10 protein-coding genes are annotated in these 15,242 nt (G+C 75.2%); 3 read left to right on the top strand and 7 right to left on the bottom strand.

Going from position 1 to position 15,242, the window contains the following annotated elements; all coding sequences use genetic code 11:
- Position 1: 1 nt before the first annotated feature.
- Positions 2-913 carry a transketolase family protein gene (locus KSE_RS09875; RefSeq protein ID WP_033258182.1) on the top strand — a complete coding sequence of 304 codons (912 nt, stop codon included), beginning with the start codon at positions 2-4 and terminating at the stop codon, positions 911-913.
- 56 nt (positions 914-969) lie between these two features.
- Here KSE_RS09875 and treZ read toward each other — a convergent pair whose 3' ends face one another.
- From treZ to glgX, 4 genes are all read right to left on the bottom strand, one after another.
- Positions 970-2,727 carry a malto-oligosyltrehalose trehalohydrolase gene (gene treZ, locus KSE_RS09870; RefSeq protein ID WP_033258183.1) on the bottom strand — a complete coding sequence of 586 codons (1,758 nt, stop codon included), beginning with the start codon at positions 2,725-2,727 and terminating at the stop codon, positions 970-972.
- Complete coding sequence (gene treY, locus KSE_RS09865; protein ID WP_014135149.1) at positions 2,727-5,117, bottom strand: malto-oligosyltrehalose synthase; 2,391 nt, start codon at positions 5,115-5,117, stop codon at positions 2,727-2,729. The genes treZ and treY overlap by 1 nt, the downstream gene beginning before the upstream one ends.
- Before the next feature lie 79 nt (positions 5,118-5,196).
- Positions 5,197-6,018, bottom strand: coding sequence for an SDR family oxidoreductase (locus KSE_RS09860; protein ID WP_231873354.1), 822 nt, complete (start codon positions 6,016-6,018; stop codon positions 5,197-5,199).
- A gap of 112 nt (positions 6,019-6,130) precedes the next feature.
- Complete coding sequence (gene glgX, locus KSE_RS09855) at positions 6,131-8,239, bottom strand: glycogen debranching protein GlgX (protein ID WP_014135147.1); 2,109 nt, start codon at positions 8,237-8,239, stop codon at positions 6,131-6,133.
- 402 nt (positions 8,240-8,641) lie between these two features.
- Between glgX and KSE_RS09850 the strand changes: the two genes are divergently transcribed.
- Positions 8,642-9,889, top strand: a complete 1,248-nt coding sequence (locus tag KSE_RS09850) for an SAV2148 family HEPN domain-containing protein (RefSeq protein ID WP_014135146.1) — start codon at positions 8,642-8,644, stop codon at positions 9,887-9,889.
- A gap of 127 nt (positions 9,890-10,016) precedes the next feature.
- Positions 10,017-10,724, top strand: coding sequence for an exonuclease domain-containing protein (locus KSE_RS09845; RefSeq protein WP_014135145.1), 708 nt, complete (start codon positions 10,017-10,019; stop codon positions 10,722-10,724).
- 39 nt (positions 10,725-10,763) lie between these two features.
- On the opposite strand, the gene KSE_RS42755 is transcribed toward KSE_RS09845, so the two are convergent.
- From KSE_RS42755 to KSE_RS09830, 3 genes are all read right to left on the bottom strand, one after another.
- Entirely contained in the window at positions 10,764-11,780 is a 1,017-nt protein-coding gene (locus KSE_RS42755; protein ID WP_014135144.1) for a polysaccharide deacetylase family protein, read from the bottom strand.
- Positions 11,781-11,930: 150 nt separating this feature from the next.
- On the bottom strand, positions 11,931-12,809 hold the full coding sequence (locus KSE_RS09835) for a phosphotransferase (RefSeq protein WP_014135143.1): 879 nt from the start codon (positions 12,807-12,809) through the stop codon (positions 11,931-11,933).
- 32 nt (positions 12,810-12,841) lie between these two features.
- The gene (locus KSE_RS09830) at positions 12,842-15,046 is read right to left on the bottom strand and encodes an MMPL family transporter (protein ID WP_051055756.1); all 2,205 of its coding nucleotides are present in this window, start codon (positions 15,044-15,046) and stop codon (positions 12,842-12,844) included.
- Between the last annotated feature and the right edge of the window lie 196 nt (positions 15,047-15,242).

The following is a 15,242-nucleotide window of genomic DNA, read 5'->3' as shown; positions in this document are numbered from 1 at the left end:
CATGAACGCCCAGGAGACCACCATGCGCGAGCAGTTCGCCGCCACCGCCACCGAACTGCTGGACCGGGACCCGCGCACCGCGCTGGTGCTCGCCGACATCGGCGTGGCGCAGTTCCCCGACGCGCCCCGCGCCCACCCCGACCGGGTGGTCAACGTCGGCATCCGCGAGCAGCTGATGATCGGCGTGGCGGGCGGCCTGGCCCTCACCGGGATGCGCCCGATCGTGCACACCTTCGCCAGCTTCCTGATCGAACGACCCTTCGAGCAGCTGAAGTTGGACCTCGGACACCAGGGCGTCGGCGCCGTCCTGGTCAGCGCCGGCGGCTCCTACGACTGGCCGACGGCCGGCCTCACCCACATGTCCCCGGGCGACGTCGCCCTGCTCGACACCCTGCCCGGCTGGCACGTGCACGTCCCCGGCCACCCCGCCGAGGCCGACACCCTGCTGCGGCACGCCGTCGCCGCCGGCGACACCCTGCAGTACGTCCGGCTCTCCGCGCACCAGAACGCCGCCCCCCGGCCGATCGCCCCCGGAAAGTTCCTGACGATCCATCAGGGATCAAAGCTGGCGGGCACGGTACTGGCCGTCGGCCCGATGCTGGACGCCGTGCTCGCCGCCACCGAGGGGCTGGACGTGACGGTGCTGTACGCCGCCACCGTCCGCCCGTTCGACGGCGCGGGCCTGCGCGCGGCGATCGGCGAGCGGGCCGACGTGGTGCTGGTCGAGCCCTACCTGGCCGGCACCTCCGAGCGGGCCGCGCACCAGGCGCTGGCCGACCTGCCGCACCGCGTCCTGGGCCTGGGCGTGCCGCTGGCCGAGCACCGGCACTACGGCTCGATGTCCGAACACCTCGCCGCCTACGGCCTGGACGCCACCGGCCTGCGGGCCCGGATCTCCGAGTACCTCTGGTAGCCGGGCCGACCGGGGGAGCCCGCCCGGCCCACGCCGTCCCGCCCGGCCCGCCCGGTTCAGCCCGTGGTGCGGACCACCGCCACCGCGTCCGGCCCGAGCAGCAGGGTGCCGTCCGGCCCGGCCGCCACCTCGCCGAACGAGGCCGCGATCGCGACGAGTCCGCCCTCCAGCGGGACGGCCAGTGGCGCGTCGTCGCCACCGCCACCGCCACCGCCACCGAGCCTGACCAGCACCCGGTGGTCGCCCCGGTGCACCGCCAGCCAGCCCGCCGCCGCGTCGTACCGGACCAGGACGGCGCCCAGGTCGCCGTCCGCGAGCGCCGGGACGGCCCGCCGCAGCCGGATCAACTCCCGGTACCAGCACAGCAGTCCGGCGTGCGGCGGACGCAGCGGCTCGGCCCAGTCCAGGGTGGAGGCGGCCACCGTCTCCGGGCTCTGCGGGTCCGGCACCTGGTCGGCGCGCCAGCCGTGCTCGGCGAACTCCCGCCGCCGGCCCTGCCGGACGGCCTCGGCGAGCGCCGGGTCGGTGTGGTCGGTGAAGTACTGCCAGGGCGTGCCCGCGCCCCACTCCTCGCCCATGAACAGCATCGGCGTGAACGGCGAGGTCAGCACCAGTGCCGCCGCCGCCGCCAGCCGCCCGGGCGGCAGCGAGGCCGAGAGCCGGTCGCCGGTGGCCCGGTTGCCGATCTGGTCGTGGGTCTGCGCGTAGCCGAGCAGCCGGTGCCCGTGCCCGGCCGGGAACGGCCGGCCGTGCGAACGGCCCCGGAACGAGGACCAACTCCCGTCGTGGAAGAAGCCCTTGGTGAGTGTCTTGGCGAGGGCCGCGTACGGGTCGGCGGCGAAGTCCGCGTAGTAGCCCTGGGATTCGCCGGTCAGCAGGCAGTGCAGCGCGTGGTGGAAGTCGTCGCTCCACTGCGCGTCCAGGCCCTGCCCGCCCGCCTCCGGGGCAGCGGTGGTGCGCGGGTCGTTCAGGTCGGACTCGCCGACCAGGAACAGCGGCCGGCCGGTGGCCTCAGCCAACTTCCTTACCTCGGAGGAGAGTTCCTCCAGAAAGTGCCGGGCCCTGGTGTCCGCCAGGGCGTGCACCGCGTCCAGCCGCAGCCCGTCGATCCGGTAGTCGCGCAGCCAGGCCAGCGCGCTGCCGACCAGGAACGCCCGCACCTCGTCCGAGCCCGGCGCGTCCAGGTTGACCGCCGAGCCCCACGGTGTCTGGTGCCGGTCGGTGAAGTACGGGCCGTACCGGGGCAGGTAGTTGCCGGACGGGCCGAGGTGGTTGTGCACCACGTCCAGCACCACGCCCAGGCCGCGCCGGTGCGCCGCGTCCACGAACCGCTTCAGCCCGTCCGGCCCGCCGTACGGCTCGTGCACCGCCCAGAGGGCTACCCCGTCGTACCCCCAGCCGGAGCGGCCCGGGAACGCGCAGACCGGCATCAACTCGACGAAGTCCACGCCCAGTTCGACCAGGTGGTCGAGCTTCGCGGCGGCCGCGTCGAAGGTGCCCTCCAGGGTGAACGTCCCGACGTGCAGCTCGTACACCACCGCCCCGGGCAGCGGGCGGCCCCGCCAGGCCGTCTCGGACCAGGCGAACGCCGCGTGGTCGACCGGCCGGCTCAGCCCGTCCGGCCCGAACGGCTGCCGGGCCGAGCGCGGGTCCGGCAGCGCCGGCCCGCCGTTCAGCCGGAACCCGTAGTCGCCCTCCGGGCCCTCCCCGTGCCACCAGCCCGGCCGGTCCGGATCGCGCTCCAGCAGGTACGGGACGGCCCCGACCTCGACCTCGACCACCTTGGCGTCCGGCGCCCACACCCGATACCGCATCAAGACCCCTCCGCGAGCAACGCAACCGGCAACTGCCGGAACAGATAGGACAGTTCGACCGGGCCACCGGTGAAGTGCCGGTCCGACAGCAGGTCCGTCCAGCGCCCCGGCGGCAGCTCCAGCACCGTCTCCCGCCAGCCGCCCGCCCGGTGCAGCCCGTACGGCAGCCGGGTCGCCGCGCCGAGCACCCGCTCGCCCCGCCCGAACGCCACCAGGTGCTCCGCCGCCGGGCCGTCCGCCGCCAGCGGCCGGTACGAGCCCAGCCGCCCGGCCCGCCGCAGGTGCAGGGCCGTCGTGGTCAGGTGCAGCTTCTCCCGGGCCAGGTCGCCCGCGCGCGGCTCCGGCGAGTCGGTCAGCCGCACCGCCAGCGCGCCCAGGTCCACCGGCGCCCGGTTGTCCGGGTCGACCAGCGTGTACAGCGGCTCCTCGCCGCCCTGGAACACGTCCGGCACGCCCGGCGCCAGCAGGTGCAGCAGCGCCGCCGACAGCGAGTTCACCCGGGCGAACGGCGCGATCAGGCCCGCGAACCCGGCGATCCGCGAACACAGCCCCGGATCGGCCAGCGCCCCCCGCACGTACCCCGTCAGCCAGCGCTCGAAGACCTCGTCCGGCTCCTTCCACGAGGTGCGCCGCTTCGCCTCCCGCGCCGACTTCAGCACCACCCCCAGCAGCCGCTCCGCGGAGACCGGCCAGGCCGCCAGCAGCGTCTGCCACAGCAGCCACGCCGTCGAGCGGTCCGCGCACGGCCCCGCCGCCAGCGTCCACGCCGCACACTCCGCCGCCCACACCTCGGGCAGCTCCGCCAGCACCGCCAGCCGGGCCCGGGCGTCCGCGCTGCGCTTGGTGTCGTGCGTGGACAGCGCCGTCATCGAGGCCGGCCACAGCCGCTCCTGCTCCGCGCACCAGCGGTGGAAGCCGTCCACCGGCAGCCCCGGCCGCTCCGGCAGGCCGCCCACCTCGTTCAGCGACAGCAGCGCGTTGAACCGGTAGAACGCGGTGTCCTCCACGCCCTTCGCCGCCACCGCCGACGCCGTCTGCCCGAACCGGTGGCAGAACTCGTCCCGGGCCGCCGACCGCCCCAGCCGACCCAGCGCCAGCTCCCGCACCAGCCGCTCGGTCGCCGGGGCGTCCGGCGCGGGCGCCAGCGCCGCCACCGCCTCGGCCGGCGCCTCCTCGCCCGGCACCACGTACGGCCGGTACACCGGGTAGCCGGTCAGCAGCCCCTCCAGCGCCCGGCGCACCGCCAGCGGCGAGTGGTCCGCCAGCTCCGGGCCCTCCGCGCAGATCCGCCCCACCAGGCGCACCAGCCGATCGGTCTCCGCCGCCAGCGCCCCGCCCGGCGCCACCATCTCGGCCCGCCCGGCCCGGCTCGCCGCCGCCGCGTCCAGCGGCTCCCCGGCGTCCCGCCGGTAGGCCGCCACCAGCTTCTCCGCGCCCCGCGGATCGGTCAGCACCCCGTCGATCCGGCGCAGCGCGTCGTACCCCGTCGTCCCCGCGCACGGCCAGTCCGCGGGCAGCGCCTCGTCGCCGGTCAGGATCTTCTCCACCACCGTGTACGCCCCGCCGGTCGCCTCCGCCAGCCGGCGCAGGTAGCCGCGCGGATCCGCCAGCCCGTCCGGGTGGTCGATCCGGAACCCGGCCAGCACGCCCTCCCGGTGCAGCCGCAGCAGCACCGCGTGGGTCGCCTCGAACACCTCCGGGACCTCCACCCGGACGGCGATCAGGTCGTTCACCGTGAAGAACCGCCGGTAGTTGACCTGCTCGTCGGCCAGCCGCCACCAGCACAGCCGGTACCACTGCCGCTCCAGCAGCTCCGGCAGCGGCAGCCCGGCGGTGCCGGGCCGCAGCGGGAACTCGTGGTCGTGGTAGCGCAGCACCTCGCCGTCCACCACCAGCCGCTCCAGCACCGCGCCCAGCCGGTCGCCCAGCAGCGGCAGCAGCAGCCGCCCCCGCTCCGGCGCGTCCACCGGCCCCGGCTGGGCCTGCCAGTCGATGTCGAACCAGGCCGCGAACGGGTCGTCCGGGCCGTTCCGCAGCACCTGCCACAGCGGCCCGTTCAACCGCTCCGGCACCGGCAGCGCCATGTGGTTCGGCACCACGTCCGCGATCAGCGCCAGCCCGTGCGCCGCCGCCTCCGCCGCCAGCTCGCGCAGCGCCCCCTCGCCGCCGAGCTGCTCGCTGATCCGGCCGTGGTCGACCGTGTCGTAGCCGTGCGTCGACCCCGCGACCGCCTCCAGCAGCGGCGACAGGTGCAGGTGCGACACGCCGAGCGCCGCCAGGTACGGCACCGCCCGGCGGGCGTCGCGCAGGGTGAAGTCCGGCTGCAGCTGGAGCCGGTAGCTGGCCGTCGGCGGGACGGCAGTCTCGGGGCGTGCGGCGGCTGACGTCATACCCGCATGCCTACCCCGGCGGTCCGCTGCCCACCGCCCGTACTGCGCCGAACGGGCGCCCCACCGCCCGCCCCGCCGCTCAGACCGGATCCGGCACCGGCGCCTCGCCCGCCAGCTCCCGGGCCGCCGCGAACTCCGCCGCCTCCCCGGCCAGCGCCGCCGCCACCAGCGCGTACGCGTCCGGCCCGACCGGCACCCGCACCGGCCCCGACTCCGCCGCGACCGCGCGCAGCACCAGCTCGGCGAACGCCTCCGGCCGGTTCAGCTCCGCCGCCTCCGCCATCCCGCGCAGCGCCCCGCGCATCGGCGCCAGCGCCTCCCCGTACTCCGGCAGCCGGGCCGCCGTCTCCGCGACCGACGTCCCGTACGAGGTGGCGAACCCGCCCGGCTCCACCACCGTCACCCGGATCCCGAACGGCGCGGCCTCCGCCGCCAGCGCCTGGCTCATCCCCTCCAGCGCGAACTTGCCCGTCACGTACGCCCCCAGGCCGGGGAAGGCCATCCGGCCGCCCACCGAGGAGACGTTCACGACGTGCCCGCCGCCCTGCGCCCGCATCAGCGGCAGCACCAGCCGGGTCAGCCGCCACGGCGCCACCGCCAGCACCTCCAGCTGGTCGCGCAGCTCCTCGTCGGAGACCTCCTCGACCGCCCCGAACAGGCCCACCCCGGCGTTGTTCACCAGCACGTCCACCCCGCCGAACCGCTCCCGGGCCAGCTCCACCGCCGCCGCGCAGTCCGCGGCGCTGCGCAGCTCCAGCCGGGCCCGGACCACCCGCTCCGGGAGCTCCTCGGCCAGCGCGTCCAGCGGCGACGCCCCCCGGCTGGTCGCCACCAGCCGGTCCCCGCCCGCCACCACCGCTCGCGCGAGCGCCAGCCCCAACCCCGACGAACAGCCGGTCACCAACCACCGACGAGACACTTCGTACCCCCTCTGATCTGCGGTTTCGTACTGTGCGAGGGGGTACCCGGGGGCGGCCGGGGTTAGGCGTGCGGGTCGGGGGCGAACCGGCGCACTACGCCGGGCGCTGGAGCACCATCAGCGCGCGGTCCGGCAGGCGCAGGGTGTCGCCGGCCTTGACGCGCGGGCCGGTGCCGCGGGCGGGGAGGGCCGGGAGGGCGGTGTCGACGACGACCTGCCAGGCCTCGCCGTGGTCGGCGGGGACGGTGAAGACCAGCGGTTCGAAGTGGGCGTTGAAGAGCAGCAGGAAGGAGTCGTCGACGATCTTGCCGCCGCGCCGGTCCGGTTCGGAGATCGCGTTGCCGTTGAGGAAGACGGTCAGCGACTTCGCGTACGAGGTCGACCAGTCCTGTCCGGTCATCTCCTCGCCGGCCGGGGTGAACCAGGCGATGTCGGTGAGGTCGTCGCGGGTGCCGGAGACCGGCCGGCCGTGGAAGAAGCGGCGGCGGCGGAAGACCGGGTGGTCGCGGCGCAGCCAGATCATGCCCTGGGTGAACTCCAGCAGCGCGGCGTCCGCGCCCTCCCAGTCCACCCAGGTCAGTTCGGAGTCCTGGCAGTACGCGTTGTTGTTGCCGCGCTGGGTGCGCCCGGCCTCGTCGCCGTGGCCGAGCATCGGGACGCCCTGGGAGAGCATCAGGGTGGCGATGAAGTTGCGCTGCTGGCGGGCCCGCAGCTCCAGCACGGCGGGGTCGGTGGTGTCGCCCTCGGCGCCGCAGTTCCAGGAGCGGTTGTGCGACTCGCCGTCCCGGTTGTCCTCGTGGTTGGCCTCGTTGTGCTTGTCGTTGTAGGAGACCAGGTCGCGCAGGGTGAAGCCGTCGTGGCAGGTGACGAAGTTGATCGAGGCGATCGGGCGGCGGCCGTCGTCCTGGTAGAGGTCGGCGGAGCCGGTCAGCCGGGAGCCGAACTCGGCCAGCGTGGCGGGCTCGCCGCGCCAGAAGTCGCGGACGGTGTCCCGGTACTTGCCGTTCCACTCGGTCCACAGCGGTGGGAAGTTGCCGACCTGGTAGCCGCCCTCGCCGAGGTCCCAGGGCTCGGCGATCAGCTTGGCCTGCGAGACCACCGGGTCCTGCTGCACCAGGTCGAAGAACGAGGAGAGCCGGTCGACCTCGTGGAACTGCCGGGCCAGCGTCGCCGCCAGGTCGAACCGGAAGCCGTCGACGTGCATCTCGGTGACCCAGTAGCGCAGCGAGTCCATGATCATCTGGAGCACGTGCGGACTGCGCATCAGCAGCGAGTTGCCGGTGCCGGTGGTGTCCTCGTAGAACCGCTGGTCCTTGGCCAGCCGGTAGTACGAGGCGTTGTCCAGGCCGCGGAAGGACAGCGTCGGACCCAGGTGGTTGCCCTCCGCGGTGTGGTTGTAGACCACGTCGAGGATCACCTCGATGCCGGCCGCGTGCAGCGCCTTCACCATCGACTTGAACTCCTGCACCTGCTGGCCGCGGTCGCCGGTGGAGGAGAACGAGGAGTGCGGCGCGAAGAACCCGACCGTGTTGTAGCCCCAGTAGTTGGACAGCCCCAGGTCGCGCAGCCGGTGGTCGCGGACGAACTGGTGCACCGGCATCAGCTCGATCGCGGTCACCCCCAGCTTCGCCAGGTGCTCGATCACCGCCGGGTGCGCCAGCCCCGCGTACGTGCCGCGGATCTCCTCCGGGATGCCCGGGTGCCGCCGGGTCAGGCCCTTCACGTGCGCCTCGTACAGCACCGTGCGGTGGTAGTCGGTGCGCGGCGGCCGGTCGGTGCCCCAGTCGAAGTACGGGTTGATCACCACCGAGTGCATGGTGTGCGGCGCCGAGTCCAGGTCGTTGCGGCGCTCCGGCGCCCCGAAGTGGTAGCCGTACACCGACTCGTCCCAGTCGATGTGCCCGCTCATCGCCTTCGCGTACGGGTCGAGCAGCAGCTTCGCCGCGTTGTGCCGCTGCCCCAGGCCCGGCTGGTACGGGCCGTGCACCCGGAAGCCGTACCGCTGGCCGGGCTGCACGCCCGGGAGGTAGGCGTGCCGGACGAAGGCGTCGGTCTCGCGCAGCTCGACCACCGTCTCGGCGCCGTCCTCGGCGATCAGGCACAGCTCGATCCGGTGCGCGCTCTCGGAGAACACGGCGAAGTTGGTCCCGGCGCCGTCGTAGGTGGCACCGAGCGGGTACGGCTGCCCCGGCCAGACCTGCATGAGTCCTCGACTTCCCTGAGCCAGACGCGAATCGGCGCTCCGGCGGGGTGATTCCCGGCGGAGCGCCCGGCCATGTGCGGGGCGTCGGAGGGGTGACGCACGGCACACCCGCATACTCCCCAACGGCGGCCGGAACTCCGCGCCCATTCACGCGTTGTTCGCCCGAACGGGTGTCCCAGGGGCCCGGCCCGTCGGCGTGGCGTGCCCGCGCGGTGACGGACCGTCGGGAGCCGTCCCGGTTGCTGTCAAGAGGGCTGCGGCCCGGCCGCGCCGGGCGATACGCTTGATCGTCCGGATCGCGAGCCCCGGGCCCACGCGGCGTGCGAGCAGTGGCCGCCGGCGTGGACGGATTCGGCGGACGCGCCGTCACCGCAGGGCGGCGGACGAGAGGTGAGGTAGCGGATGGGGTTCCCCGCCGGCGGCGACGGCACGGACCCGCGGGCCGGCGGCAGCGAGGCCCCGACCCTGATCGTCCGCGGCGGCCGCGGCCCGCTGCCCCCGCAGGGCGGCCCGCTGGAGGGCATGCCGCCCGCCTGGGCCGCCGAGCAGTGGGACGACGCCTACCGCCGGGTCCGGCTGGCCGGCCGCGCCTACGTCTGGCTCAACCTGGTCGAACAGCGGATGCGCGCCCTGGTCGACGAGGTGCTGCGCCCGGTCTACGCGCCCGCGCACGGCGAGGAGTGGGTCACCGCCGCCGCCGGACCGGCCGGCGAGGAGTGGGTGCACCGGGCCGCCGCCGTCCGCGAGGTCTCTCGCCGCAAGGGCTACCTGCTCGACCCGGTCGACGACGAGCCGCTGGTCTTCCTCACCCTGCCGCAGCTGCGCGAACTGATGGTCCAGCACTGGCCCTGCTTCGAACCGCACCTGGTCGACCGCCGGGAGATCGAGCTCGCCCTCGACGAACTGGAGGTCGCCCGGCACGTGGTCTCCCGCAACCGGGCCCTCACCCGCACCGTCCTCGACCAGACCGAGCGGGCCGCCGCCCGGGTGCTCGCCCTGCTCGACGGCACCCACGGCGGCGTCCCCGCCGACGTGGTCGAGGAGTTGGTGGCCGGCCGCTACGCCGACGTGGTCGCCGTCCACCCCGACCGGGTCCGGCTGCAGCGCGACCTGCCGGTCGAGGACCTGCTCGACGGCGCCCGCCGGCTCGACGCCGTCGGCATCGGCCTCGGCATGCTCTGCCAGAACTACACCGGCAAGCGGCTGGTCCGGCTGGCCGGCGACGGCTGCCGGATCCGGCTGCTGTTCCTCAACCCGGCGAGCAGCGCGGTGCGCCGCCGCGAACGCGAACTCGGGATCGGGCGCGGCGAGTTGGGGCGCGCCGTGGAGATGAACATCATGCACGTGCGGCGGGTCCGCGCCCGGCTGCGCGACCAGGGCAGCTTCGAGATCCGGGTGTTCGACGACCTGCCCCGGTTCACCGCCTACCTGGTCGAGGGCCCCCGCACCACCGGCGCGGGCGGCCGCCGCCGCTCCACCGACCTCGGCGTCGTCCAGCCCTACCTGCGCAGGGCGCGCGGCATCGAGTCGCCCGCGCTGGTGCTGCGCGGCGGCGCCGGACAGGAGTCCGGCGGCACCGAACCCGGGCTGCTGGAGGTCTACCGCGAGGAGTTCGAGGACCTCTGGGGCGACTCCCGGCCGGTCTCCTGAGCGGTCTGCTCAGCGGCCCCCGGGCGGCTCCCGGGCGGCTCCCCGAACGGGTGGGCGCCGTGGGCGCTGTCACTGCGGCGCGCGATGATGGACCCGTCTTGGCAGTGCTGACGGAAGGACACACCCCATGACCTGGTGGAAGGGGCCGCTCACCGGTTTCGACCTGGAGACCACCGGCACCGACCCGGAGGAGTCCCGGATCGTCACCGCCGCCGTGGTCGACACCCTCGGCGGCGGCGTGCAGGGCGCCACCACCTGGCTGCTCGACCCGGGCGTCCCGATACCGGACGAGGCCGCCGCGATCCACGGCATCACCGACGCCGAGGCCCGCGCGAACGGCCGCCCCGCCGCCGAGGCGATCGAGGAGATCGCCCGCACGCTGGCCGAACGGCTCGCCGCCGGGCGCCCCGTGGTCGCCTTCAACGCCCCGTTCGACCTCTCGCTGCTCGACGCCGAACTGCGCCGCCACGGCCTGCCCACGCTCGCCGACCGCCTCGGCGGCCCGGTCGCCCCGGTGGTCGACGCGATGGTCGTCGACCGCGCGCTGGACAAGTACCGCAAGGGCTCGCGCACCCTGCAGCGGGTCTGCGAGGTCTACGGCGTCGAACTGCGCGACGCCCACGAGGCCGGCAGCGACGCGCTCGCCGCCGTCCGGGTCGCCGTCGCCCTCGGCCACCGGTACCCGGCCCAGGCCGGCGACCTCCCGCTGGACGAACTGCACCGCCGCCAGGTCGACTGGCACCGGGACTGGGCGGCCGGCCTGCAGAGCTGGCTGCGCCGCAAGGACCCGGCGGCCGTGGTCGACCCGCGCTGGCCGCTCAAGGCCGCGTCCTGAGCCCTCCCCGGACGGGCCTCCCCGGGCGGGCCCGCCGGGTCAGGACTGCGGGAAGTCGAAGGTGTAGCCCTGCGCGACCAGCCAGGGCAGCAGCTGCTTGAGCGCGGCCACGGTCTGGGTGCGGTCGCCGCCGCCGTCGTGCATCAGCACCACGCCGCCCGGCCGCAGGTTCTGCTGCACGTTGGAGACGATCGCCTGCACGCCCGGGCGGGCCCAGTCGCGCGGGTCGACCGTCCAGCCCAGCGACTTCATGCCCAGGTCGGCGCCGATCCGCTCGTTCTCGGCGGTGAAGTCGCCGCCCGGGGCGCGCCACCAGGTGACCGCCGGGTCGCCGCCGGCCGCCTTCTCGATCATCGCCTTGGCGTCGCCGATCTCGGCGACCTGCTGCTCGTGGGTCTGGGCGTGCATCGGCTGCGGGTGGTCCACGGTGTGGTCGCACAGCCGGTGGCCCTCGGCGAGGATCCGCTGCACCGCCGCCGGGCGGGCCTGCGCGTTGGTGCCGATCTCGCAGAACGTCGCCTTGGCGCCGTACTGCGCCAGTAGGTCCAGCACCTGGCCGGTGGCCGGGCCCGGCCCGTCGTCGAAGGTCAGCGCGACCGTCCTGCCGCCCGAGGCGGTGTGCCGCAGCACCCCGGTGGCCGGCGCGTGGGTGGACGGGGACGCGGCCGGCGCGCTGGCCGCCGGGGCGGACGGGGCGGTGGGGCTCGTGGTGGCCGAGGCGAACGGCGAGGCGGGCGCGCCGGTCGGCGTGCCCGCGGGGCTCGCGGACGGTGTACGGGTGCTGGTCGGCGTCGAGGTCGCGGTCGGGGTCGCCGTCGCCGCCGCGGAGGACTCGTCCGCGCCGGGCGTCGGCCGGGCCGCCCCGGTGGTGCTCCCGCCGCTCGCCCCGGTCGTGCCGCCGCTCGCGCTCGGCGACGCCGAGCGGTGCGCGGCGTCCCCCGCCGCGGTGGGGGAGCCCGGCGCGCCGCACGCCACCAGCAGGGCGGAGGTGCCGAGCAGCGCGGCGGCACCGAGCAGAAGGGGACGACGGGGGTTGGGTATGCGGGACTTCACCATGGGGCGACTCCTGACGTCGTACCCGCCGCCGGGGGGCGGGGCGTCCGGTACGACGCCAGGCACGAGCGGGGTGGTTCCGTCCGGATGTGCGCCGCGCCACAAGGCGGTTGGTGTGCGCTCCGCCACAGGGCGGGGACCGGACGGAAGCGGTCAGAACGCGAACCAGCGTACTGCCGTCGCCCCTTCGCGCAAGGAGTCCACCCGGCGCCTGAACTCGGCCGCAGCGGCCGGGTTCCCGGCCGCCTGCTGGGCGACCCACGCGGCGCTCGCGGTCTCCCTGGCGCCGCGCAGCACCGCGAAGCCCGGCCAGGCGCGGACGTCCCACCCGTAGGCGGCGTCGAACGCGGCGACCTCCTCGGCCGGGACGCCGTAGCGGTCCTGACTGAGCGCCAGCACCACCAGGTCGTGCTCGCGGAGGTCCGCCGCCATGTACTCCAGGTCGAGCAGCACCGGCCCGTCGGCGGTCACGTGCACGTTGCGCGGCAGCGCGTCGCCGTGGATCGGGCCGGGCGGCAGGGCCGGGGCCAGCTCGGCGATCGCGGTGACAAAGGTCTCTTTTCGGACACGGAGGAAGTCCGTGTCGGCCGGGTCGACGTGCCCCTCGGCCGCGGCCAGCCAGCCGTCCACCGGCGCGAGCAGCTCGCGCCGCCCCAGCGGGACGGGCGCGGCGGGCAGCGCGTGCAGCGCGGTCAGCAGCGGGGCCAGGTCGACCGGGCGGGCCGGGCGGACGGCCGGGGGCAGCCGGTGCCACCAGGTCACCGGGTGGCCGCCGACCACCGTGACGGCCGGCGCGGCCGGGCGCACCACCGGCACGCCCGCGCCGTCCAGCCAGCCGGCCAGCGCCAGCTCGCGCTCGGCCCGGGCGGCGTCCCCGGCGGTGCGGCCGACCTTGGCGACCAGCCGTTCGGCGGGCAGGTCGAAGACGGCGTTCTGCCCGAGCGCCAACAGCGCGGCCCCGGCCGGGTCGATCCCGGCCGGGGCGCACGCCTCCTGCAGGAGGGCCAGTGCCCTCGGTTCGTCGAAGATCACCCGTCCATTGTCGGGCAGCGGGTGCCGGGGCCCTAGCGGCGGGCCCCGGCCGCCTCCAGCGGCGCGGACGGCCGCCCGCCGCCGTCCGCCGGGGCGCCCTCGCCCCCGATCCGGGGCAGCCAGCCCAGCCAGCGCGGGAGGTACCAGTTCCGCTCGCCGAGCAGGCTCATCACGGCGGGGAGCAGTACGGCCCGGATGATCGTCGCGTCGATCAGGACGGCGACGGCCAGGCCGACGCCCATCTGCTTCATGGACTGCATGGAGAGCGTCCCGAAGACCGCGAAGACGCCGACCATGATGACCGCGGCGCCGGTGACGACGCCGGCGGTGGTGCGGATGCCGTGGGCGACGGCGGCGCGGGTCTCCAGGCCGCGGTCGCGGGCCTCCTTGATCCGGGAGACCACGAAGACGTGGTAGTCCATCGAGAGGCCGAAGAGGATCACGAACAGGAACAGCGGGACCCAGCTCTCCACCGCGCCGACGCCCGCGGTGCCGACCAGCGAGGCGCCCACGCCGTGCTGGAAGACCAGCGTGAGCACGCCGTAGGCCGCGCCGACCGAGAGCAGGTTGAGCAGCACCGCGGTGACGGCGACGGCCAGCGAGCGGAACGAGAGCAGCATCAGCAGGAAGGCGAAGGCGACCACGAAGCCGAAGACCGGCAGCATCGAGTCGGACATCTGCCGGTTGAAGTCGACCGAGCCGGCGGTGCGGCCGGTGACCGGGGCCTCGGTGCCGGGCACCCGGCCGACCGTGGCGGGCACGACCTCCTCGCGCAGGGCCTTCAGGGCGGCGGCGGAGGTCTCGTCGTTGCCGCTGCCGTAGAGCGGGATGTCGACCGTCGCGATGTTCTGCGCGGCGTGCACCCGGATCTCGGTCGGGCCGTGCATCCGCCCGGTGGCGAGGGCGCGGGACTGCAGCTCGGCGAGGGCCCGGGTCATCTCCGGGGAGGTGATGTCGCGGGCCTTGACCACGACGGTGGCGGGGGCCGGGCTGCCGGGGAAGGCGGCCTCGACCCGCTGCGAGGTGGCGACCAGGGCGTTGCCCGCGGGCAGTTGCTGCTGGAAGGTCAGGTTGGCGGTGCGCATGGTCAGCAGCGGGGCGGCGACCGCCAGCAGCACGGCGGTGGCCAGCACGGCGGCGGCCAGCGGGCGGCGCAGCACCGGAGTGAGCACCGCGTTCCAGAACCGGCCGCCCTCGCCGGCGTCCCGCCGCAGGCGGTGCAGGAGCGGGACGCGGCCCTTCTCGACCCGGTCGCCCAGCATCGACAGCAGGGCGGGCAGCACGGTCAGCGAGCCCAGCACGGCGGTGACCACGACCACGATGGTGGCGAAGGACATCGCCTGGAAGTCGGCGATGCCGGTGAGGAACATGCCGGCCATCGCGACCACCACGGTGACGCCGGAGACCAGCACGGCCCGGCCGCTGGTCGCGGCGGCGATCCGCAGCGCGGTGGCGTGGTCGCGCCCGGCGGCCCGCTCCTCGCGCTCGCGGCGCAGGTAGAACAGGCAGTAGTCGACGCCGACGGCCAGGCCGACCAGCAGCATCACCGAACTGGCGTCGTCGCTGGTGTGCAGCAGGCCGGAGGCCAGCGCGACCAGGCCGCCGGCCGCGATGAACGCGGTGACCGCCAGGACCACCGGCAGCACGGCGGCGACCACGGCCCCGAAGGCGACCAGCAGGATGCCCAGGGCCAGCGGCACGGCCGTCCACTCGGCGCGGGCGAAGTCGTTCGTGAACTGGTCGCTGAACCACTTGCCGGAGCTGGCCTCGCCGTACTCCTCGATCAGGAAGCCGGCGTGCTGCCGCTGCGCGCCGGCCACCGCGTCCATCACCGCGGGCACGTTGGCGACGGCGGCCTCGCGGTCCGCCCCGTTCACGGTGAACCGGAGCAGCGCGGAGTGCCGGTCGGCCGAGAACGCCCCGCTGTCGTACGGGCTGACCGGCTCGCCGACCTTCCCGGTGCCCCGGACGGCGGCGGCCACCTGCTCGACGGCGGCCCGGAAGGCCGGGTCGTCGGCCGTCAGCGAGGCGCTCTGCACCAGCACGGTCTCGCCGGCCGGGGAGGTGATGCCCGCGTCGTCCAGGATCCTCGCGGCCCGGGCGACCTGCCCGGGCATCGACTCGGACTCGGTGACCTTGTCGGAGCCGTGCACTCCGCCCAGGTACGACACCAGGACGACGAACAGGAGCCACCCGAAGACCGCGGTCTTCCGGTGGCGGGCGCTCCAGGCGCCCATGGTGGCGGCGATTCCCTGCTTCACTGCTGCTTCCCCCAGGGTGTCGGGCGGTGTGACCGCCCCGGTCGGTGGGCCGCGGACGACGGTCGCGGCGGCACAACCAACGCTAGGAAAGGGCGTCCTGACGGACCATCCGGCTAGTCACCGACTTCTCCCTGGCCCTGTCCTCAGCACCGGGCGGGGGGATAGCCCCACC

Origin of the sequence: Kitasatospora setae KM-6054, assembly GCF_000269985.1 — a bacterium.
Classification (GTDB): domain Bacteria; phylum Actinomycetota; class Actinomycetes; order Streptomycetales; family Streptomycetaceae; genus Kitasatospora; species Kitasatospora setae.
Note: the sequence above shows the minus strand (reverse complement) of the source record. Positions and strands in the feature narration are given on the sequence as shown.

Excerpts from the sequence above, each read along its gene's own strand:
- treY (WP_014135149.1), bottom strand. The coding sequence starts at position 5,117 with ATGACGTCAGCCGCCGCACGCCCCGAGACTGCCGTCCCGCCGACGGCC.
- KSE_RS09875 (WP_033258182.1), top strand. The coding sequence starts at position 2 with ATGAACGCCCAGGAGACCACCATGCGCGAGCAGTTCGCCGCCACCGCC.
- KSE_RS09850 (WP_014135146.1), top strand. The coding sequence starts at position 8,642 with ATGGGGTTCCCCGCCGGCGGCGACGGCACGGACCCGCGGGCCGGCGGC.
- KSE_RS42755 (WP_014135144.1), bottom strand. The coding sequence starts at position 11,780 with ATGGTGAAGTCCCGCATACCCAACCCCCGTCGTCCCCTTCTGCTCGGT.
- treZ (WP_033258183.1), bottom strand. The coding sequence starts at position 2,727 with ATGCGGTATCGGGTGTGGGCGCCGGACGCCAAGGTGGTCGAGGTCGAG.
- KSE_RS09830 (WP_051055756.1), bottom strand. The coding sequence starts at position 15,046 with ATGGGCGCCTGGAGCGCCCGCCACCGGAAGACCGCGGTCTTCGGGTGG.
- KSE_RS09845 (WP_014135145.1), top strand. The coding sequence starts at position 10,017 with ATGACCTGGTGGAAGGGGCCGCTCACCGGTTTCGACCTGGAGACCACC.
- glgX (WP_014135147.1), bottom strand. The coding sequence starts at position 8,239 with ATGCAGGTCTGGCCGGGGCAGCCGTACCCGCTCGGTGCCACCTACGAC.